At 71.0% G+C, this 20,416-nt stretch carries 17 protein-coding genes; 6 read left to right on the top strand and 11 right to left on the bottom strand.

What is annotated here, in order from left to right:
- Window positions 1-63 precede the first annotated feature (63 nt).
- Window positions 64-600, bottom strand: a complete 537-nt coding sequence (locus ACYVDG_RS10790; protein WP_460749049.1) for an NUDIX hydrolase family protein — start codon at window positions 598-600, stop codon at window positions 64-66.
- 461 nt (window positions 601-1,061) lie between these two features.
- Between ACYVDG_RS10790 and ACYVDG_RS10795 the strand changes: the two genes are divergently transcribed.
- On the top strand, window positions 1,062-1,415 hold the full coding sequence (locus tag ACYVDG_RS10795) for an STAS domain-containing protein (RefSeq protein ID WP_460749184.1): 354 nt from the start codon (window positions 1,062-1,064) through the stop codon (window positions 1,413-1,415).
- A gap of 177 nt (window positions 1,416-1,592) precedes the next feature.
- Here ACYVDG_RS10795 and ACYVDG_RS10800 read toward each other — a convergent pair whose 3' ends face one another.
- Both ACYVDG_RS10800 and ACYVDG_RS10805 read right to left on the bottom strand, forming a co-directional pair.
- Entirely contained in the window at window positions 1,593-3,506 is a 1,914-nt protein-coding gene (locus ACYVDG_RS10800; RefSeq protein WP_460749051.1) for a PH domain-containing protein, read from the bottom strand.
- Window positions 3,503-4,000 (bottom strand): PH domain-containing protein, encoded by a 498-nt coding sequence (locus tag ACYVDG_RS10805; RefSeq protein WP_460749053.1) that lies wholly within the window; start codon window positions 3,998-4,000, stop codon window positions 3,503-3,505. The genes ACYVDG_RS10800 and ACYVDG_RS10805 overlap by 4 nt, the downstream gene beginning before the upstream one ends.
- Before the next feature lie 120 nt (window positions 4,001-4,120).
- Here ACYVDG_RS10805 and ACYVDG_RS10810 point away from each other — a divergent pair, with 120 nt between their 5' ends.
- Both ACYVDG_RS10810 and ACYVDG_RS10815 read left to right on the top strand, forming a co-directional pair.
- A complete protein-coding gene (locus ACYVDG_RS10810; protein ID WP_460749055.1) occupies window positions 4,121-5,029 on the top strand; it encodes an SPFH domain-containing protein in 909 nt (302 codons plus the stop codon).
- Window positions 5,030-5,045: 16 nt separating this feature from the next.
- On the top strand, window positions 5,046-5,297 hold the full coding sequence (locus tag ACYVDG_RS10815; RefSeq protein ID WP_460749058.1) for a type II toxin-antitoxin system antitoxin: 252 nt from the start codon (window positions 5,046-5,048) through the stop codon (window positions 5,295-5,297).
- A gap of 55 nt (window positions 5,298-5,352) precedes the next feature.
- Here the strand turns inward: ACYVDG_RS10815 and ACYVDG_RS10820 are convergent, their stop codons facing one another.
- From ACYVDG_RS10820 to ACYVDG_RS10830, 3 genes are all read right to left on the bottom strand, one after another.
- Entirely contained in the window at window positions 5,353-6,021 is a 669-nt protein-coding gene (locus tag ACYVDG_RS10820) for a Uma2 family endonuclease (RefSeq protein WP_460749060.1), read from the bottom strand.
- Between the two features lie 180 nt (window positions 6,022-6,201).
- Complete coding sequence (locus ACYVDG_RS10825) at window positions 6,202-7,866, bottom strand: FAD-binding dehydrogenase (RefSeq protein ID WP_460749062.1); 1,665 nt, start codon at window positions 7,864-7,866, stop codon at window positions 6,202-6,204.
- A 212-nt stretch (window positions 7,867-8,078) separates the two neighbouring features.
- On the bottom strand, window positions 8,079-9,173 hold the full coding sequence (locus tag ACYVDG_RS10830; RefSeq protein ID WP_460749064.1) for an alcohol dehydrogenase catalytic domain-containing protein: 1,095 nt from the start codon (window positions 9,171-9,173) through the stop codon (window positions 8,079-8,081).
- Between the two features lie 295 nt (window positions 9,174-9,468).
- Here ACYVDG_RS10830 and ddaH point away from each other — a divergent pair, with 295 nt between their 5' ends.
- Complete coding sequence (ddaH, locus tag ACYVDG_RS10835) at window positions 9,469-10,302, top strand: dimethylargininase (protein ID WP_460749067.1); 834 nt, start codon at window positions 9,469-9,471, stop codon at window positions 10,300-10,302.
- A 207-nt stretch (window positions 10,303-10,509) separates the two neighbouring features.
- Window positions 10,510-11,148, top strand: coding sequence for a TetR/AcrR family transcriptional regulator (locus ACYVDG_RS10840; protein ID WP_460749069.1), 639 nt, complete (start codon window positions 10,510-10,512; stop codon window positions 11,146-11,148).
- A gap of 41 nt (window positions 11,149-11,189) precedes the next feature.
- On the opposite strand, the gene ACYVDG_RS10845 is transcribed toward ACYVDG_RS10840, so the two are convergent.
- From ACYVDG_RS10845 to ACYVDG_RS10865, 5 genes are all read right to left on the bottom strand, one after another.
- Window positions 11,190-12,623: an aminobutyraldehyde dehydrogenase gene (locus tag ACYVDG_RS10845; protein WP_460749071.1), complete on the bottom strand. Its 1,434-nt coding sequence runs from the start codon at window positions 12,621-12,623 to the stop codon at window positions 11,190-11,192.
- A gap of 65 nt (window positions 12,624-12,688) precedes the next feature.
- Entirely contained in the window at window positions 12,689-14,194 is a 1,506-nt protein-coding gene (locus ACYVDG_RS10850) for a purine-cytosine permease family protein (RefSeq protein WP_460749074.1), read from the bottom strand.
- A gap of 108 nt (window positions 14,195-14,302) precedes the next feature.
- Window positions 14,303-15,934: a thiamine pyrophosphate-binding protein gene (locus ACYVDG_RS10855; protein ID WP_460749077.1), complete on the bottom strand. Its 1,632-nt coding sequence runs from the start codon at window positions 15,932-15,934 to the stop codon at window positions 14,303-14,305.
- The gene (gene speB / locus ACYVDG_RS10860; RefSeq protein WP_460749080.1) at window positions 15,935-16,894 is read right to left on the bottom strand and encodes an agmatinase; all 960 of its coding nucleotides are present in this window, start codon (window positions 16,892-16,894) and stop codon (window positions 15,935-15,937) included. It abuts the gene before it with no gap.
- A 55-nt stretch (window positions 16,895-16,949) separates the two neighbouring features.
- Window positions 16,950-18,506, bottom strand: a complete 1,557-nt coding sequence (locus tag ACYVDG_RS10865; RefSeq protein WP_460749083.1) for a sodium:solute symporter family protein — start codon at window positions 18,504-18,506, stop codon at window positions 16,950-16,952.
- Between the two features lie 234 nt (window positions 18,507-18,740).
- Between ACYVDG_RS10865 and ACYVDG_RS10870 the strand changes: the two genes are divergently transcribed.
- Complete coding sequence (locus ACYVDG_RS10870; protein WP_460749086.1) at window positions 18,741-20,315, top strand: PucR family transcriptional regulator; 1,575 nt, start codon at window positions 18,741-18,743, stop codon at window positions 20,313-20,315.
- Window positions 20,316-20,416: the final 101 nt, after the last annotated feature.

Consider the following 20,416-nt stretch of genomic DNA (forward strand, 5'->3'; position numbering starts at 1 on the left):
GGCCGCGGGGCCCGGGCTTCCGTTGGGCCCGGGGGGGTCTGCGGGCCCGGTGCGCGTCCGGGGTTAGGGCGCGTGGCCGACGAAAGCGAGGGCCTGCCGGACCAGGATGCCCTGACCGCCGGGCATGTCCTCGCGCACCTGCGGGCTGGTGGCCTCATCGGGGGTGAACCACACCAGGTCCAGGGCGTCCTGGCGGGGCTGGCAGTCACCGCTCACCGGCACGACGTAGGCCATGGCCACTGCGTGCTGGCGGGGGTCGTGGAACGGGGTGATGCCCGGGGTGGGGAAGTACTCGGCGACCGTGAACGGTTGGGGAGAGCTGGGGATGCGGGGCAGCGCGACCGGACCCAGGTCCTTCTCCAGGTGGCGCACGAGCGCGTCCCGGACCCGCTCGTGGTAGAGGACCCGACCGGAGACCACCGACCGGTTGAAGGTGCCGTCGGGGTCGGCGCGCATGAGCAGGCCCACGTGGGTCACCGACCCGGACTCGTCCACCCGGACGGGCACCGCCTGGACATAGAGCACGGGCATGCGGGCGCGGACGCTCTCCAACTCTTCGGGGGAGAACCAGCCGGGCTGGGTGTCAGCGGTTTCGGTCATCGGGTTCGCGGCCGTCCGTCTGCGCGGCAGCGGGCGGACCGCTCCCTCCCTTCGCTCTCTGCGTGTCCCTGGGGTCGGTCGGCGGCCCCCGTTCCCCAGGGGGAACCGGGGCACCGGCCGTCACACGGGTGTCCAAGTACCGCTTTTACCGCACGGGCGCGCGGAACGCACGGTGCGGGTGGGTGTTCGGGAGTGTCCGAGAGAGAGGGGTGCGGGCCCTGTGTGTACGGGGCCCGGACGGGATCGCGGAAGAACACCGTGGGCAGTGGCACCCAGGGCGCCCGTGAAACCTCTGCAGCGAGAATTCGTCGGGTTTTCTCACGGAAAGCCTCCCGGAACCTCACTGGAGAGGTTACGATCTCGTACGCGGTTGCGTAGTGGAAAGGTTACGTCCGGTGAGAGGTGGACGAGTGGCGAAGGATGCCCTGTTCTCGGCCCGGGAGCGTTTCCCCTGTACGGGAGTGACGGTGGTACGCGTCCACGGCGAAGTGGATCTGGCCACCGCCGACCACCTCCGTGATCGGCTGCTCCAGGCAGCAGAGGCCTCCCGGTGCGACTGCCTGGTCGTGGACATGTCCGGCCTCGGCTTCTTCGACGCCAGCGGCGTACGCGCCCTGGTCGCCGCCTACCAGGTGCTGACCCGGCAGGGCCGACACGTGGTCCTCGCCGAGGCCTCTCCCATCGCCGCGCGGGTACTCGACGCCCTCGGCATGCGGCGCCTGTTCGAGATCTACCCCATGGTGGAGATGGCGCTGACGCACACCAGCGGACTGCGCGTCGACGGCGAGCCCATCTTCGACAACCCCGTCCGCTGAAGCAGGGCCGGAGCCGGCACCGTCCTGAACCCGCGAAACCCCTCCCGCCGCGTTCGCCGCGGCCGAAGGGGTTTCGCGTCCGTGTGTGGCCCGCCCCTGGGGCGCCGCCCCGACCTCTGCCGCACCGGTCCCGCCCTTCAATGGGGCGCGCTCAAGGGATGCTCGTCCGAGGGAGACTCAGGGAAGCGCGGACGGGCGCTCCGGCTTGTCGGCCCCCTCAGGGCGATCCAGGAAGGGCGCGAGGAGCTCGGGGACGGCCTCGTCCGCCCACCCCAGGCCCTGGCCCAACCCGACGTCCCCCGCGGTGTACATGCCGCTGCCGGAGGCCGTGGTCGCCGACACGTTGGCCAGCCCGAGCCTGCGCTGGAACGGCGAGCGGGTGATGCGCCAGCCGATCACCGACGAGCGCTCCAGGGTGACGGTGTCGCGGACCCCCATGCCCCTGCGGACCACCAGGTACTTCGGGTGCAGGCCGTGGCCCAGGCCCCGGTAGGAGCCGACCGCGTACCAGAACGCAACGGCGGTGAACAGCAGCGCCACCAAGAACCAGCCCCAGCCCGGGGTGGACTCGGTGGCCGGGGCGAACAGCGGGACCGGCATGAACTGCTCCTCCGCCTGGCGGAACCCGTCCCACCAGGCCTGGGTGGCCCGCTGCTGCAACCACGTGAGCCCGCCGGCCAGGGCGAAGGCCGTGAGGGAGACGACCGTGGCGCGGGTGAAACGGCGGCGCAGCGCCGCCTTCGGGTGCCGGGCCAGCGGCACTTCCAGCGCGGACTCGGGCTCGCGCATCAGGGCGGCCCCCAGCTCGCGGGCGCGCGTCCGGGGCATGGCGGGGGACAGGCGGCTCTTGGCCGCGGTCTTCTGCGCATCGCCCGCGGACAGCCCTGTCGCCACCGCCCGGATGGACGCCCCGCGCACCGAGCGCAGCACGAACGGCTCGTGCAGGACCACACCGTTGAGGCGGCGGCCCTCCACCGAGAGCGACACGTTGGTCAGCAGTCCACGGCGCAGCCGCACCGTACCGTCGGACTCCCGGACGAGCCGGTAGTCCCACCAGGTCTCCACCGCTGCGAGGACCAGGACGACCACGCCGGACAGCATCAGGCCCAGCAGGGCCAGCGGGACGACCAACAGCAGTTGGCCCATCACGAAGCTGGACATCTCCTGGCCGCTGGGCAGGTCGGCCTGTTCGGAGATCCACCGCCAACCGTGCCCGCCGCTCTGCGCGTTGATACCGATCAGGGTGGCGATCACACCGAGCCCGATGCCGAAGGTCGCGGTGGTGGCGGGCGCGTAGGCGAACCAGCGCGGGTTCAGCCGGACCAGTTCGGTCTCGCCGCCGACCGCGTCCTCCTGCTCCGCCCCGTCCGGGGAGTCCGCGGTCGGCGCGGTCCGGCGCAGGAGTTCACGGCGCAGCTGCTCGCCCTGCTCCGCCGTCACGAATAGCAGCTGCAGCTGGTCCGTGCCGCCGGCTCCGGCGGACTCGCCGGTTCCCACCGTCACCGAGCACAGGCCGAAGATCCGTACGTAGATCGGGGCGGCCACGTCCACGCTGCGTACGCGTTCGCGCGGGATGGAGCGGTAGGCCTTGGCGATGACGCCCGAGCGCATCTCCATGCGTTCGGCGGTGACCCGGTACCGGACGGCGCGCAGCCGGATCAGGTCGATGTAGGTCATCACGCCGATGAAGGCGAGCATGGCGGGCAGCGGAAGCAGCGCCCACAGCGCGGAGATCTCGTCGCCGATGTCGAGGGCCAGGAGAACGGTCGCGACGATGGCGGTCGGCACCGCGAACACCGACACCACGGCGGTGTTGGCCCACACGCTGAGTGCGTTCAGCCCCTCCCAGTCGCCCTCGGGGTCGGTGTCCGCGGGAGCATCCGCGGGGACAGCGGCCTCCGGGGCGTCTGCGGCCTCCGGAGCGTCTGCGGAGGCGTCCCCGGAAGCCTCGTCGGCCACAGGTGGATCCGGCTGTGCGGGGGCCTTTGCCTCGGCCGCCGACTCGGGTTGTGGGCGGCGGCCCTCCTCCGGCTGATGCCCTTCTTCGGGGCGTTGGTCCTTGTCGGGGCGGTGGTCGTCGTTGGAGCTCACGTTGCGTCCCCCGGTACGGCCTGGGTGCTGTCGGTGAGCTGGTCGGCCACCTCGGTCGCCAGCTGGTGGCCCAGGCCGCTGATCTCGATCGGGCCCGCGGCCGAGGCGGTCGTGACCGTCACGCTCGACAGGCCGAACGCTCTCTGTAGCGGTCCGCGCGCCGTGTCGACGGTCTGGATGCGCGACATCGGGGCGACCCGCCACTCCTGCCAGACCCACCCGCTGGAGGTGTAGACGGCGGTGTCGGTGACTTCCCAGCGGTGGACCCGGTAACGCCACTGCGGCATCACCACGGTGATCAGTACCCCGATCCCGCCCAGGACTCCGGCCGCGAGCAGGAACCAGAACCGCACCGGTTCCCAGATCAGGGCGGGCACGGCGGGGACCACGGTGAGGACGACCGTCACGGCCGCGGACTGCGCCGTCCACCACCAGATGGCACGCCGGTTCACTCGGTGGTTGGGCGGTCGCAGGCGCAGAGCGTCGGTGCTCATCCCGGCCACCTCTCCTCTCGATCGGGGCCCTGAGGGTGGGCCGACTATTAAAAGTGATATCACAATGCTATGCTCAAGTCATCACCTGAACGGGTGGCACCCCAAGAGGACGGAAGGCAGATGAGCGACGCTTCGAGTGTCACCAGGCCCGCACCCCAGTACCGCGAGCGCGTGGCCTTCGGCTCTGGCGGGATACCCATGTTCGCCGTCTCCGTCGCGCTGTTCCTGGTCGGCGCTGGGATCGCGTTCCTGCCCCTGGCCGGGTTCCCCGGTTTCACGGTCGTGATCGGGGTCGTGCTGGCCGCCGTGGGCCTCGTCCTGGCCTTCGGGCTGACGATGGTCGCGCCCAACGAGGCCCAGGTCGTACAGTTCTTCGGCCGCTACGTCGGCACCATCCGCACCGACGGCCTGCGCTGGGTCAACCCGCTCACCGTGCGCAGGGCGATCTCCACCCGGATCCGCAACCACGAGACCTCCGTCATGAAGGTCAACGACGCCTCCGGCAGCCCGATCGAGATCGCGGCCGTCGTCGTCTGGCAGGTGGAGGACACCGCGCGGGCCTCCTTCGAGGTCGACGACTTCATCCAGTTCGTCTCCACCCAGACCGAGGCCGCGGTCCGCCACATCGCGGGCAAGTACCCCTACGACTCCTACGGCGAGAGCACCGACCTCTCCCTGCGCGACAGCGCCGACGCCATCACCGAGCAGCTCTCCAAGGAGGTCGCAGAACGGGTCGACGCGGCGGGCGTGAAGATCGTGGAGTCCCGGTTCACCCACCTGGCCTACGCGCCCGAGATCGCCCAGGCGATGCTGCAGCGCCAGCAGGCCAGCGCCATGATCGCCGCCCGCGCCGAGATCGTCGAGGGCGCCGTCAGCCTGGTCGACCGCGCCCTGGAACGCCTCTCGGACGAGGACGTGGTCGACCTCGACGAGGAGCGCAAGGCCGCCATGGTCAGCAACCTGCTCGTGGTGCTCTGTTCGGACCGCCCAGCCAGTCCCGTCGTCAACACCGGGACCCTGTACCAGTAGACCCGGGTGAGGTGCCGTGCCCGAGCGCAAGAAGGTACTGCTGCGACTCGACCCCGCCGTCCACGACGCGCTCGCGCGCTGGGCCGGGAACGAACTGCGCAGTACCAACGCCCAGATCGAGTACCTGCTGCGCCGCGCCCTGGACGACGCGGGCCGGATGCCCAAGGACGCCGGAGGCATCCCCAAGAGGGGGCGGCCCCGCAAGGCCGAGGCCGACGAACCCGCCGCCGGGAGCGAGGGCCCGGAGGAGGAACCGGACCAGACATAACGGAGCCGGGTGCCCGAGGGGGACACCCGGCTCCGTGCTTCTGCGGCCGTGCGCGTTATGCGGTGCTCTCCGGCTTCTCCGGCCTTTCCGCCTTCTCCGTCGCTTCTGCATTATCGACCTCCGTGGGGCCCCCGATGTGCCGACGCCAGTCACCGTCGGTACGCAGCAGCCACTGGGGAGCAACCCGTACGGGGAAGGGCAGTTCGGTGTCCAGCACGTCCTCGCCGAAGGCGGCGGCCACCTCGGTGTACTCACCGTCCTTCAATCGCATCTCGATGACGCTCGGTTCGTTGGGGTCGGGAGTGATTACCCAGTACGAGGCTATGCCGAACTCCGCGTACTCGTGGCGTTTGGTGTGGTGATCCCGCAGGACACTCTCAGGGGAGACCACCTCCACCGCCAGCAGCGGGGGTTTGGTCAAGTACGGACTCTCAGCGTCCTCGGCTCGGATGACCACCAGATCCGGGATGCGGTGATGGGTCTTGTCAGCGTTGAAGTTGATGCCGGGGCCGGTGACGACCTCGCACTCCACTGGCGCGATGTTGCCCAGGTGAGTGCTGAGCCGGGTCTCGACGCGGCTGTGCAAGAACACGGGTGCGGGAGACACGTCAAGCCTCCCGTCGACCAGCTCGTAGCGCCGTCCGTCGTCCGGCGTGCGTTGAAGGTCGTCCACCGTGAGCGGTGCAGGTCCCAGGTCCGACTTGCCGATAGCCATGACACTCATCTTGCCTCCTTGCTTGCATGGAGACCAGCATGGTGGAGCCCTGAGGGCCGCAGGTCGGGAATCATGCAATTCGCGAGTATGTGACTACCTGTTTCGTCTCTTGGGAATGCCCGGAACCGGCATTCGCGGGGGGATCGGACCGAGCTCGTCCCATCCCCCCGCGGATACCGTGCCTACTCCCTATCCGAGTGCTGCGGCGGCGGCCCTGCCCGCCGTCCTGCCGGAGAAGATGCACCCGCCGAGGAACGTGCCCTCCAGGGAGCGGTACCCGTGCACACCGCCGCCGCCGAACCCGGCGACCTCACCGGCCGCGTACACCCCGGGCAGCGGGGTGCCGTCCGCGCGCAGCACGCGGGAGTCCAGGTCGGTGTGTAGCCCGCCCAGGGTCTTGCGGGTGAGGATGTGCAGGCGCACCGCGATCAGCGGACCCGACTTCGGGTCCAGGATCTGGTGCGGTGACGCCACCCGGGCGATCTTGTCGCCCTTGTAGTTGCGGGCCCCATGGATCGCCATGACCTGCAGGTCCTTGGTGAAGGTGTTGGCCATCTCCCGGTCCCGGGCCACCACCTCGCGGGTCACGGTGTCGGCGTCCAGCGCGTCGTCGCCGGAGATCTCCCGCATCTTGCGGATCAGCTCCGGCAGTTTGTCCGCGACCACGAAGTCGGCGCCGTGCTCCTTGAAGGCCTCCACCGGACCCGGGGCGCCGGGCAGGACGCGCTTGAGGACGAGCTTGATGTCCTTGCCGGTCAGGTCGGGGTTCTGCTCGGACCCGGAGAGCCCGAACTCCTTCTCAATGATCTTCTGTGAGAGCACGAACCACGTGTACTCGTGTCCGCTCTTCATGATGTGGTCGAGCGTGCCCAGGGTGTCGAAGCCCGGGAAGTACGGCGCGGGCAGCCGCTTACCGGTCGCGTCCAGCCACAGCGAGGAGGGGCCGGGCAGGATCCGGATACCGTGCTTCTCCCAGATGGGGTCCCAGTTCTGGATCCCCTCGGTGTAGTGCCACATCCGGTCGCGGTTGATGATCCCGCCCCCGGCCTTCTCCGTGATGCCCAGCATCCGGCCGTCCACGTGCGCGGGGACCCCCGACAGCATGTGCTCGGGCGCCGTGCCCAGCCGCTCGGGCCAGTTCTGGCGGACCAGGTCGTGGTTGGCGCCGATGCCGCCCGCAGTCACGATGACGGCCTGCGCCCCGACCTCGAAGTCTCCTACGGCGTCCCGGTTGCTGGCCTGGCCCCGCTCGATGCCGCTCGGCGCCAGAACCGTGCCCCGCACACCGGTGACCGTGCCCTTGGTCACGACCAGTTCGTCCACGCGGTGGCGGAAGCGCAGGTCGATCAGGCCGCGTTCGGCGGCGGCGCGGACCCGGCGCTCGAAGGGCGCGACCACGCCGGGGCCGGTGCCCCAGGTGATGTGGAAGCGCGGCACCGAGTTGCCGTGCCCGTTGGCCAGGTAGCCGCCGCGTTCGGCCCATCCCACCACGGGGAAGACCTTGAGGCCCTGCTGGCGCAGCCAGGAGTACTTCTCACCGGCGGCGAAGTCGACGTAGGCCTCGGCCCACTTGCGCGGCCACTCGTCCTCGGGCCGGTCGAAGGCGGCGGTGCCCATCCAGTCCTGGAGGGCCAGCTCCTTGGAGTCCTTGATGCCCATGCGGCGCTGTTCGGGCGAGTCCACGAAGAACAGCCCGCCGAAGGACCAGAACGCCTGTCCGCCCAGGGACTGTTCGGGTTCCTGGTCCAGCAGGATCACCCGTTTCCCGGCGTCGGCCAGCTCGGCCGCGGCGGCCAGGCCGGCCAGCCCTGCTCCGACGACGACGGCGTCGGCTTGGTCGGCTCCGCTGCTCATGGGGATCTCCTCGGGGGTTGTCCGTGCCACCTCGGGCACAGCGTGCGCCATCGTGACGACTGTGCACCGGCGCGGTCTCCACGGCAAGAGTGTTGTGTGCTCTGTGCCACATCATTTGTCAGGGTGTGACAAACGGGTGCGGGGCGGGCGGCGCCCCGGTGGAGGCCGTGCCGCCCACGCTCGGAAAGGGCCCCGATGTCGGAACCCACCCCTCAGGCGCCGAAGCGCACCAGTGACCGGCCGCCCTTGCCCTGGCGCATGCGCTCGAAGGCGTCGGGGACCCCCTCCAGCGGGATCTCGTCGGTGACCATGGCGGCGAGCCGGATGTCGCCCGAACGGACCGACTCGGCGAGTACCGGGATGTCCCGGGCCGGGTCGCTGGACCCGTAGACGCACCCCTGGAGCGTCCGGGCCTGGTGGAACAGTTCCAGGGAGTTGAAGGACACCTCGTCCTTGGCCGAACCCACACCCACGACCGTCACCGTCCCGCCCCGCCGGGTCGAGTTCCAGGCGGATCGCACGACCTGGGCCTTGCCGACCACCTCGAAGGCGTGGTCGACCCCGCGTCCGCCGGTGAGTCCCCGCACCGACTTGTGCAGGGACGGGTCGGAGACCAGGTAGTCGGTGGCGCCCAGGGACCGGGCCAGCTCCTCCTTGTCCGGGGAGGTGTCCACGGCGATCAGCGGGTCGGCCCCGGCGAGCCGGGCGGCCTGCAGGAGGGACAGCCCCACGCCGCCCAGGCCCAGGACCAGGGCGGACTGGCCGGAGCGCAGTTCGGCGGCGTTGTTCACGGCACCCCAACCGGTGAGTACCGCGCACCCCAGTACCGCGGCGACCGCGGGATCGATCCCGTCCGGCAGCGGTACGACCGCGCTCGCCGGGACGACCGTGGCCTCGGCGAAGGCTCCGGTGTTGAGCCCCGGGTAGACGGGGGTGCCGTCGGTCAGTTCGGCGTAGGGGGTGACGGTGCGGTCGAGGGCGTGCTCGCACAGGTACGGCTCGCCCTGTTCACAGAACCAGCAGGCACGGCAGGGCGGAGCCCAGTTCAGGATGACCTGTTGTCCGGGCACCACCTCGGTGACGTCGGGACCGATCGCCTCGACGGTGCCGGCACCCTCGTGTCCGAGGACCGCGGGCCAGGTCTGGTGCAGCGTCCCGTCGGACAGCGAGAGGTCGGAGTGGCACACGCCCGCCGCGACCATCCGGACCCGCACCTGTCCGGGGCCGGGGTCGGGCAGGACGACGTCGCGGATCTCGGGGGGCGCGCCGGTCTCGTGGAAGACGGCCGCCTTGACGTTGGTACTCATGGGAGGTCTCCAATCACGGAATGCAGTGACCCTAGCAATACCGGCCGGTCGGTCGGTTCCGTGGGGTGCCCGTGCCCCTGGCCGGTGTGCGGGCGTCCTGCCGTGAGCGCCGTGACGACGGTCCTGTGCGCCGCGCGTGAACGCCCGACCTCCCCCTCCCACTTTATGGAAAAGCCTATATTGGCGCGGCTTCCGTGCGGGTATCCCACTTTTGTCCGTCCGGAAACCCCGGATGGTAAATGTCTGTACCACCGCGGGCCTACCGGTCTTCGGTGCGCCTCAAAGGGGAGGTTCCATGGTTCGACCTGTCGACTCGGCAGCGGTGACGCCCCGGCACTTTCTGATGTGCCGCCCCACCTACTTCGCGGTGGAATACGCGATCAATCCCTGGATGGACCCGGCCGCGGGCGTCGACCGCGACCGCGCGATCCGGCAGTGGGAGGGACTCCGGGACCTCTACCGGTCGCTCAGCCACCGGGTCAGCGAGATCACGCCGATCGAGGGGCTGCCCGACATGGTCTTCGCGGCCAACGGCGCACTGGTCGTGGACGGGCGCGTCTACGGTGCGCGGTTCGCCAGCGCCGAACGTACTCCGGAGGGTCCTGCCTACTTGGACTGGTTCCGCAAGGCGGGCTATGACGAGACCCTGGAGCCCAAGCACGTCAACGAGGGGGAGGGGGACTTCATCACCCTCGACGAGGCCATCCTGGCCGCGACGGGCTTCCGTACCGAGGCCGCCGCCCACCAGGAGGCAGAACGGCTCCTGGGCCGCCCGGTCGTGACCCTGCAGCTGGCGGATCCGCGCTTCTACCACCTGGACACCGCGCTGTTCGCGCTCTCCGGAGACCAGGTCGCGTACTACCCGGGCGCCTTCACCGAGGGCAGCCGCAGAGTGCTGCGCTCGCTCTACCCCGACGCGCTCCTGGCCACGGAGGAGGACGCCGCGGTCCTCGGCCTCAACGCGGTCAGCGACGGCCGCAACGTCGTCATCGCCGCCGAAGCCACCGAGCTCGCGGACAGACTGCGCAGCTCGGGTTTCGAGGTCCACCCGGTGGAACTCGACGAACTGCGCAAGGCCGGCGGCGGGGCCAAATGCTGCACGCTCGAACTGCGGGGCGCACCTGCGTGACAAACGGGGGGCGGATTCCGCGCACCTCCGTGCGGAATCCGCCCGCTCAAACTCCCTATGGCGTGGGATGCGTCACGCACCGAATTCGGCTCGGTTCGCGGTCGCACAGGTCACGCGCCACGCGGTCGCGAACACGGGAATCCGGCCGGAGAACTCAGGTCCGACGGCCTCTGGCCAAAGCCACCGATCCCACTAGTGTCGGTTCCCGTGAAGACCAAACAGCGCAGACTCCCGCGTCGCGTCAGGGAACAGCAACTGATCGACGCCGCCGTCACCGCGTTCTCCCGGGGCGACTACCACACGGTCAGCGTGGAGGAGATCGCGGAGACGGCCGGTCTCTCCAAACCGACCGTCTACCACTACCTCGGCTCCAAGGAAGGAATCTTCACCGCCTGTGTGCGCCGGGAAATGGAACGCCTCGTCGATGCGATCCGCACCGCCGTACACGACCCCCTGGCCCCGATCGGCGACGACCCGCTGCGGCGGGGGATGCAGGCCTTCTTCACCTTTGTCGTCGACAACCGGGAGAGCTGGACCGTCCTCTACCGGCGCGCGGCCGTGCAGGGAGAACCGTTCGAGGGTGAGACCACCCGCATGCGCGACCGTGTCACCGCCGAGGTCGCCGCACTCATCACCAGCTGCACCGGCGACGACTACGGCGCCCTCGCCGCCAAGGACGCCCAGCTGCTCGCCCGCGTGGCGGTGAGCACGGCCGACGCCTTCACCGACTGGCTGCTGGAGCACCCCGAGGAAACCCCCGACGCCATGGCCGGACACGTCACCGAACTCACCTGGTCCCACTTGCGGTCCCTAGGAGAAAGACCGCGCGTGCAGCGAGTCGGTTGAGGGCGGGCCTGCCGGGGTGAGCACGCGCGGCGCCGCCGGGATCAGTCCAGCGCGCTCATCACGTGCTTGACCCGCGTGTAGTCCTCCAGGCTGTAGGCGGACAGGTCCTTGCCGTAGCCCGAACGCTTGAACCCGCCGTGCGGCATCTCCGACAGCAGGTCGCCGTGGGTGTTCACCCAGACCGCGCCGAAGTCCAGTTCGGCGCTCACCCGCAGGGCCCGCCCGTGGTCGCGGGTCCACACCGAGGACGCCAGGCCCTGCTCCACCCCGTTGGCCAGATCCACGGCGTCGGCCTCGTCGGTGAACCGCTGCACGGTCACCACCGGCCCGAACACCTCCTCGAGCACGATCTCGTCGTCGGCGCGCAGCCCGGAGACGACCGTCGGGGCCAGGAAGTACCCGCTCTCGCCGACCCGGTGCCCGCCGGTCTCCACCCGTGCGTGCGCGGGCAGGCGCTCCAGCAGTCCGGTGACCCGGGCGAACTGGTCGGCGTTGTTGAGCGGACCGAAGTCGCTCTCCTGCGTGCTGGAGCGCCCGGTGACCTGCTGGGCGGCCTGGCGGGACAGTTCGGCCACGAACGCGTCGTGCAGCGAGTCCTGAACGATCACCCTGGTCGCGGCGGTGCAGTCCTGGCCCGCGTTGAGGAAGCCACCGGCCACCACACCGGCGGCGGTGGCGGCCACGTCCGCGTCGTCGAACACCAGCGCCGGGGCGTTGCCGCCCAGTTCCAGGTGCAGCTGCTTGAGGTCGTCGGCCGCGGACCGGGCCACCTGAGACCCGGCCCGCGTGGAGCCGGTGACCGACACCAGACGCGCGGCCGGGTGCTCCACCAGGAGGCGCCCGGTGTCCCGGTCACCCACCACCGTGTTGAGCACGCCCGGGGGCAGGACCTCTGCGGCGGTCTCGGCGAGCATGACCGTGGTGGCCGGTGTGGTCTCCGCGGGCTTGAGCACCACGGTGTTGCCCGCGGCCAGCGCCGGGCCGATCTTCCACACCGCCATCATGAGCGGATAATTCCACGGGGTGATGCCCAGGCACACCCCCACCGGTTCGCGGCGGATCCACGAGGTGCGGTCGACGGCGTACTCGGCGGCGGCCTTGCCCTCCAGGTGGCGGGCGGACCCGGCGAAGAAGCGCAGGGTGTCCACGCAGAAGGGGATCTCCTCGGCCAGCACGGAGGCGCGCGGCTTGCCGGTCTCGCGGCACTCGGCGTCGGCGAACTCCCCGGCCCGCGCGGCCAGGGCGTCGGCGATCGCGAGGAGGGCCTCCTGGCGCTGGCCCGGGGTGGACCGTCGCCAGGACCGGAAGGCCCGGAGGGCGGAGTCCATGGCGGAGTCCACCTCGGTGGGCCCGCAGATCCCGGCGAGCCCGGTCACCTGTTCGTCGGTCGGATCGACCAGGGTCAGGGTCCGGCCGCCCCCGGGGTGCAGGGGCTTGCCGTCGACCAGGCTGTGCAGGGGAGCGTGGCTGCTCATGAGATGTCCTTCGTGTGCTGCGGGTCGGTGCGTGCGTGTGGGAGGGGCGTGGATGTCAGTGCGGGTCAGCGTGCCGCGGTGGCCGGGGCGTGGCCGGCGGCCGGGTCGGTGGCGTCCTCGTCCTCTCGGGCGGGGACCAGGCGCGGTCCCTCTGGCCCGAACACGGAGCGCGGTTCGGGGAACAGGAACAGTGCCGCGGGGTAGGCGACCGCGGCGGTCACCAGGGCGGCGGGCAGGCTGAGGTCGATGCCCGCGGCCAGGTTCCCCAGCGGCCCGACGAGCAGTGGCGTGTTAGCGAACAGCAGGCCCGTCAGCGCGGCCAGCAGCCACGCCGTCGTCGCCCGCCAGTTGATGCCGGCCCGGAACCAGTACGCGCCGCCCCGGCGGCCCTCGTTGAACACCTGGAGGTCCTCCACCAGGTAGAACCCGCGCCGGAACAGGTAACCCAGCATCATGATCACCATCCACGGCGACGTCAGCAGCACGATGAGGATCGCGAAGGCGTTGATGGTCTCGACGAAGTCGAACAGGAACGTGCCCACGAACACCAGGGCGAGCGCCAGGCAGCCCACCACCACGGTGCCCTGCACCCGGTTCAGGCGCGGCACCAGCGACGAGAAGTCCAGACCGGTCCCGTACAGGGCGGTGGTGCCGGTGGACAGGCCGCCGACCAGCGCCACCAGGAGCAGGGGCAGGGCGTACCAGAGGGGTGACATCGCGGCCAGGCCGGACACGTACTGGTTCGGGTCGGCGACCAGGGTCGCGGTGGCCAGGCCGAAGCCGAACGGCAGCAGCGTGCACACCTGCGCGAGGAAGGGCGCCGCCAGCATGCCTCGGGTGGAGGTCGAGGCGTGGATGTACCGGGACCAGTCGCCGAGGAACCCGCCGAAGGAGACGGGATTGGCCATGATGGTGAGCACGGCGAGCACCCAGGTGGGCCAGAAGCCGCCGAGGATGTAGTCGCCGCTCCCGGCGAACGAGGGGTCGAAGGCACCGCCGTAGGCGGCCGCGCCCAACAGCATCAGTGCACTGCCCGCCACCACGGCGACCTTGTTGATCAAGAGCATGAACTGGTAGCCGTACACGCACACCACGAACACCGCCACCGCGATGCCCCCGTAGGCGGCCGCGCGCAGCCCGTCCCCTCCGTCGAAGCCCAGGCGGGCGGCGGCCCCGACAATGGCGTCGCCGCTCACCCACACCGAGATGGAGAAGAACGTGACGGCGGTCAGCAGCGACAGCAGTGAGCCCAGGGAACGGCCCACCACGCCGAAGTGCGCCCCGGAGGAGACCGCGTTGTTGGTGCGGGTGCGCGGCCCGAACAGCGCCATGGGCGACAGGATGAGCGCACCGAGCACCACTCCGACCACGGTGGCGGTGGCCGCCGCGGCGAAACCGAGACCGTAGGCGATGGGCAGGGTGCCCAGGATGATGGTGGCGAACGTGTTGGCGCCGCCGAAGGTGAGGCGGAACAGGTCGAAGGGCCGGGAGGTCTGGTCGCCGACCGGGATCGGGGCGACCCCGTGGCTCTCCACCTCGGTGACCTTCGGTGCGGGTGCGGTTGGGGACACGGCTGGACTCCTCAGGGGATGAGGGGGATCAGGGAAGAGGGGAGGGAACGGGGGCGCGCGGCGCCGTTGACGCGCGCCCCCGGAAAGGAAGGCTGGGAACGTGGGCGTTCAGCCGTCCAGGTGGGTCGGGGCGAAAAGCCCCACGTGCATCGGCAGCACGACCACGCTCGGACCCGGCTGGGCCAGGGCCGCTGCCAGGTCCTGCTCGACCCGCTCAGGGGTTGTGGCCTTCGCCGGGACCCCGAAGGAGGCGGCCAGCGCCACGAAGTCCGGGCGGGCGAGCTCGGTGTGGGTGGCCTCGCCGAAGGCGCCCTCCATGTACTCGCGCAGGATGCCGTAGCCGCCGTCGTCGACGATCAGCCAGGTCACGTCCAGGTCGTGCTGGCGGGCGGTGGCCAGCTCCGCGATCGAGTACATGGCGCCGCCGTCACCGGAGACCGCCAACACGGGACCGCGCCCCGTGGCGGCCGCGCCGAGGGCGGCGGGGAAGCCGTACCCCAGGCCGCCCGAACCCTGCGCGGAGTGCGCCTGGCCGTCGCGCGGGTCCCAGGCCGACCACGCCCAGTAGGCCAGCACCGTCATGTCCCAGAAGCTCGGAGCATCGCCGGGCAGCGCCGCGCGCACGGCGGCCAGCACGTCCTGCTCGGCGGCCAGGTTTTGACCGGCCAGCCGCTCGGCCACCTTGGCCCGCACCTCGGCGACCTCCGCCACCACGCCGGGGGCCTCGGGGCGGCTCTCCACCCGCCGGGCCAGGGCGTCCAGGGCCAGCGCGGCGTCACCGTGGATCCCCAGCGCCGGGACATTGGACTCGAGCTTGCCGAGGTCGGCCTCGACCTGCACCACACGGCCCTTCGGAGCGAGCGTGTGGTAGTTGCTGGACAGCTCGCCCAGCCCCGAACCCACGACCAGGAGCAGGTCGGCGCCCTCCAGGTACTCGGTGGTGTACCGGTCCTCGAGCCACGACTGGAGCGAGAGCGGGTGGTCCCACGGGAAGGCGTCCTTGCCGCCGAAGGTGGTGGCCACCGGCGCCTGGAGCGCCTCGGCCAGCTCCCGCAGGGCCTTGCGCCCGCCTGAGCGGCTCACCCCGCCGCCCGCGAGGACCACCGGCCGCTGAGCGCCGTCCAACAGGCGCGCGGCCTCGTCGATCAGCTCCGCGCGCGGAACGAGCGGAGCGGGATCGGGGTCCACGTCCTGGACCGGCGGGATGACGGTCGGCTCCAACAGCACGTCCTGCGGGATCTCCACCAGCACCGGGCCCGCGGGCGCCTCGGCGGCGGTCCGCCAGGCCTCGGCCAGCGCGGAGGGGATCTGCGAGGTGTGCCGGACCGTGACGGCCGACTTGGTGACGTTGGTGAAACTCGTCGACTGCTCCGGCAGCTCGTGCAGGTAGCCGTGGCGGCCGCCGCCCAGACCCGCCCGCGGGATCTGGCTGCTGATCACCAGCACCGGGGCGCTTGCCGCTCGGGACTCCTGCAACGACGCCAAGGTGAGCAGCGCACCGGGACCGGTGGAGACCAGCAGCGGAGTGACCTCACCGGTCAGGCGCGCGTGGCCGTCGGCGGCGAAGGCTGCGTTGTTCTCCACCCGGCTCGACACGAACCGCAGCTCCGGCGCGCGCCGCAGCGCGTCGAACAGCCCCAGCGCGTGCTGGCCCGGGATACCGAAGGCCACCCCGGCCCCCAGCGCGGTCAGAGTCTCGGTCACCAGGTCACCGCCGTTGCGCGGTGCGCTCCCACCCATCTAGTTCCCCGTCTTCTTCTGGTGGTTCAGGGCCAGCAGGCTGACCAGGTCGTAGGCCACGTGCGAGGCGGCCGTCGAGGTGATCTGGGCGTGGTCGTAGGCGGGCGCGACCTCCACCACGTCGGCGCCCACCAGGTTCAGGTCGGCCAGGCCGCGCAGGATCTCCAGCAGTTCGCGGCTGGTGATGCCGCCCGCTTCCGGGGTTCCGGTCCCGGGGGCGTGCGCCGGGTCCAGGACGTCGATGTCCACGGACACGTACAGCGGCCGGTTTCCGATGCGCTGGCGCAGAGCGTCGGCGATCTCGTCCACGCCCTTGCGCAGGACGTCGCCGGCGGTGACGATGCCGAACCCGAAACGGCGGTCGTCCTCCAGGTCGCGCTTGCCGTACAGCGGGCCGCGGGTGCCCACGTGGGCGATCGCCTCGGTGTCGAGGATGCCCTCCTCCACGGCCCGGCGGAACGGGGTGCCGTGCGTGTAGGGCTCCCCGAAGTAGGTGTCCCAGGTGTCCAGGTGGGCGTCGAAGTGCAGCATGGCGATCGGGCCGTGCTTGCGGTACAGCGAACGCAGCAGCGGCAGGGCGATCGTGTGGTCGCCGCCGAGCGTGACCAACTGGGTCCCCGCGTCGACGAACGTCGAGGCACCCTGGTCCAGCGTCTCCACCGCGTCCCCGACCGAGTAGGGGTTCACGGCGATGTCGCCGCCGTCGACCACCTGGAGGCGTTCGAACGGGGCCACGTCCAGACCCGGATGGTAGGGGCGGAGCAGACGGCTGGCCTCGCGGATCGCGGAGGGGCCGAACCGGGCCCCGGGCCGGTAAGAGACACCGGTGTCGAAGGGGACCCCGATCACGGCGACGTCGGCGCGCTCGACCTGGTCGATGCGGGGGAGCCGGGCGAAGGTCGCCGGGCCCGCGAAGCGCGGGACGAGGCTGGAGTCGGTGGGTCCGATCGGGGTGGTCATCTGGTTGTTTCTCCTGTCGTCGGTGCGGAAACCGGTTGGTCGGCGCTGTCGGCGGCTATGGCTTGTGCCGGTGGGTGGTGGGGGAGTACGCGTCCGCGGCGCCTACGGGAGCCGCGTCCGCAGGCGTCGTGCCCCCGGCGGGGGTCTCCCGTTCATCGGCGGGCTGCTGCTCGGCGTCCTCACCGCGCAGGCGGCGCCGCCAGGTCTCCAGGACCGCGGGGTCGGTGGGCTTGGTCGAAAGGCTGACGACGACGTAGACCGCAAGGGCGGTGCCCAGGCCCACGTAGATCGGCTCGTTGGCCAGGATGTCGGTCAGCACCATGGTGACGATCACCGCCAGTGAACCGGCGAACATGGAGGCCAGCGCGCCGGCGCGGGTGCCTCGGCGCCACACCAGCCCGCCGAGGATGGCCACGAGCAGCCCGCCGACCAGGATGTTGTAGGCGACGGTCAGTGCCGCGACCACGTTGTCCACCGCCAGGGCCACACCGATGGTGGCCAGGCCCAGTACCAGTGTGAAGACCCGGTTGGCGGCGACCTCGTCCTTCTCGGTGTTGTCCTCGGGCTTGGTCTCGCGGCCGAACAGGCGCTTGACCTCGGGCCACAGGTCGGTGGAGGTCACGGTGGAGCAGGCGATGAGCGCGCCGCTGGCGGTCGACATCACCGCGGACAGGGCGGCGGCGATCACCAGTCCGGCGATGCCCACCGGAAGGGTGGCGTCCACCATCATGGTGAACGAGTCGTCGGGGTTGGCCAGGTTCGGGAAGAGCACGGCCGCGGCGGTGCCGATGAGGGCCCCGCAGACGCCGTAGACCAGGCAGTACAGGCCGGCGCCGATCCCGCCAGCCTTGGCCACCTTGGGGTTGCGGCCGGTGAAGACGCGCTGCCAGATGTCCTGGCCGATGAGCAGGCCCAGCGAGTAGATGACGAAGTAGGTCAGGATGGTCTGCCCGCCGATGGCGACGGGGTCGAAGTAGGAGGGGTCTAGGGTCTCCCGCATCCCGGAGAATCCGCCGGCGGTCCACACGGCGACGGGGGTCAGGATGAGCAGGAGTCCGAGGGTCTTGATGGCGAACTGGGCCATGTCGGTCATGGTCACCGACCACATGCCGCCCATCGTGGAGTAGAGCACCACGATGGAACCGCCCAGGATGATCGCCACCACGCGGGGCAGCTCGAACATGCCGCTGAAGATGGTGGAGAAGGCCAGGGTGGAGGGCACCGTCAACATGAAGGTGTAACCCCACATGACCAGGCCCGACACGACCCGGGAGTTGCCGCCGTAGCGAAGGTCGATCATCTCGGCGACGGTGTAGACGCGCAGCCGGGAGATGCGCTTGGCGAAGAACAGGTGCAGGGTCAGGATGCCGGTGCCGATGGCGATCACCAGCCAGGCCCCCGAGATGCCGTGGGTGTAGCCCAGGCCGATCCCGCCGACGGTGGAGGCGCCGCCCAAGACGATGGCGGCCATGGTGCCGGAGTACATCACCGGGCCCAGGCTGCGTCCGGCCACGAGGTAGTCGGACCGGCTCTTGGCGCGGCGCATGCCCCACCAGCCGAGGCCGACCATACCCAGGAGATAAGCGGCGATCACCACGAGGTCGATGGCCATGACGCTCCTTGCGAGACGGGGAATGAGGCACACGGTCCGCGGCGACGTTGACGCAGGTCACAGTGCTTCGGCCAGCGTAAGCAGCCGGTAAGCTCCACTCCAGTGGCCGAATCGCACAAGTTCGCACCGGCCTTTGGGCGAATCATCTACCGGGTGCGCCGGTGTTCTCGTGTAGGCAAGGTTCGGGAAACGCACCGGGGGAGTGCGCGCACCAGGGAAGCGGAAGGGGGGGACATGGCCGACAGCTCAGGCGGAACGGACAGCCACGACGTACCCCTGAGCGTGGTGCTCGGCCGCCGCGACCTCGCCCTGACCACCGTGGTCGACGCGGGCGATCCGGCCATCACCTGGTCCGTGGCCAGCGAGATGGTCGAACCCGCCACGTACCTGCGCGGCGGCGAACTCCTGCTCACCGCCGGGGTCAACCTGCCCGACACGGCGGCGGGCGTACGCGACTACGTGCGCTCCTTGGTCCAGGCCGGGGTCAGCGCCGTCGGCTTCGGCGAGGCGCCGGTGTACGAGACCGTCCCCGAACGCCTCGTCGAGCAGTGCCACGCCCAGGGCCTGCCACTCGTGGCGGTACCCAGGGTCACCGCCTTCGCCGCGGTCAGCCGCGCCGTCGGGGAGGAGCTGGAGGAACGCCACCTGCGCGACGTGCGCCGTCTGGGCGAGTCCCACCAGGCCTTGGCCCGCGCGGTCACCGCGGCCGCGCCCGAGGCGCGCGTTCTGGCGGTGCTGGCTGACTCCCTCGACGGCTGGGCCGCGCTGGAGCCCTCCGACCCCGCCGCAGCCGCGCACCGCACACCCGGGGCGCCCGCGGACCTCGGCGCCGAAGTGCGTTCCCTGCTCACCAAGCTCGTCGCTCCCTCCGGTCCGCGCAGCGCCAAGGCGCCCAGCGGTGCGGACGAGGTCTTCCTGCACACGGTGGGCCAGCCACCGGAGGAACGGGGCGTGGTCCTCGTGGGCCGCCCCGAGCCCCTGGGAATCACCGACCGGGCCGTCCTGCGCACCGCCACCGCCCTGCTCGACCTGCTGTCCCGCACGGCCGACGAAGAACCGCCCGTCCCCGGGCGGCTGCTGACCGGACTCGTCCTCGACGGAGGCCTCGACGAGCGGACGGAGCCCCTGCTCGCCGAACTCGCCGGCATCCCCGCCCCCGGCACCCGTGCCGGAAAGAAGGGGCGCGGCGCTTATCGGGTCCTGCGGGCCAGCCCTCTTCCCCTAGGCCGCCACACCGCGGCCGGGGATCTTCCCCTGGGTACCCCGCTGGTCGACACCGCACCGGAACCCCGGGGCGGTGCGGGAGCCGGCGGTGTTCCCGCCGTGCGCGCGGTCCTCGCGGGCCGGAGTGAGGGGACCCACCGCGAGCACATGGACCTGTTGCGCTCCCACGGCTGGGTTGCGGCGCTCAGCCCACCGGTGCACTCGGACGGACTCCCCGGCGCCGACCGGAGAGCGGCCGCGCTGCTGGTCCGTGCCCGTGCCGTGGGCGCGCCGCTGCTCTCAGACGAGGACGCCGACCCGTTCGCGGCGCTCATGGACCCCGCTGAGGCCGACGATCTCAGCCGGGAGCTGCTGGGGCCGCTGGTCCAGGACACCGAAGCGGCCCGCACCCTGCGCGCGACGCTGCGCACCTGGATCGCCCGGCACGGCAACTGGGACCGGGCCGCGGTCGACCTCGGCGTTCACCGCAACAGCGTCCGCTACCGGATCGGCCGCATCGAGCGGGACCTGGCCGTGGACCTGTCCGACGCCGAACAACGCATGCGGCTGTGGTTCGCCCTCACCCGCCACTCCGCCGAGGGCTAGGGAGCGGTCGGCGTACCGGCAGTCCCACAGGAAACGGAAGCGGACAACCGAAAGTCCTTCCGAATCTCGTGTGTATCCCGGTTCTGTTGGCCCAGCCGGGG

The sequence above is a fragment of the Nocardiopsis oceani genome, assembly GCF_054777395.1.

What these genes read in the sequence shown, in the direction of transcription:
- ACYVDG_RS10790 (WP_460749049.1), bottom strand. Translation starts at nt 600, where the DNA reads ATGACCGAAACCGCTGACACCCAGCCCGGCTGGTTCTCCCCCGAAGAG.
- ACYVDG_RS10805 (WP_460749053.1), bottom strand. Translation starts at nt 4,000, where the DNA reads ATGAGCACCGACGCTCTGCGCCTGCGACCGCCCAACCACCGAGTGAAC.
- ACYVDG_RS10810 (WP_460749055.1), top strand. Translation starts at nt 4,121, where the DNA reads ATGAGCGACGCTTCGAGTGTCACCAGGCCCGCACCCCAGTACCGCGAG.
- ACYVDG_RS10820 (WP_460749060.1), bottom strand. Translation starts at nt 6,021, where the DNA reads ATGAGTGTCATGGCTATCGGCAAGTCGGACCTGGGACCTGCACCGCTC.
- ACYVDG_RS10825 (WP_460749062.1), bottom strand. Translation starts at nt 7,866, where the DNA reads ATGAGCAGCGGAGCCGACCAAGCCGACGCCGTCGTCGTCGGAGCAGGG.
- ACYVDG_RS10830 (WP_460749064.1), bottom strand. Translation starts at nt 9,173, where the DNA reads ATGAGTACCAACGTCAAGGCGGCCGTCTTCCACGAGACCGGCGCGCCC.
- ddaH (WP_460749067.1), top strand. Translation starts at nt 9,469, where the DNA reads ATGGTTCGACCTGTCGACTCGGCAGCGGTGACGCCCCGGCACTTTCTG.
- ACYVDG_RS10845 (WP_460749071.1), bottom strand. Translation starts at nt 12,623, where the DNA reads ATGAGCAGCCACGCTCCCCTGCACAGCCTGGTCGACGGCAAGCCCCTG.
- ACYVDG_RS10855 (WP_460749077.1), bottom strand. Translation starts at nt 15,934, where the DNA reads ATGGGTGGGAGCGCACCGCGCAACGGCGGTGACCTGGTGACCGAGACT.
- speB (WP_460749080.1), bottom strand. Translation starts at nt 16,894, where the DNA reads ATGACCACCCCGATCGGACCCACCGACTCCAGCCTCGTCCCGCGCTTC.
- ACYVDG_RS10865 (WP_460749083.1), bottom strand. Translation starts at nt 18,506, where the DNA reads ATGGCCATCGACCTCGTGGTGATCGCCGCTTATCTCCTGGGTATGGTC.
- ACYVDG_RS10870 (WP_460749086.1), top strand. Translation starts at nt 18,741, where the DNA reads ATGGCCGACAGCTCAGGCGGAACGGACAGCCACGACGTACCCCTGAGC.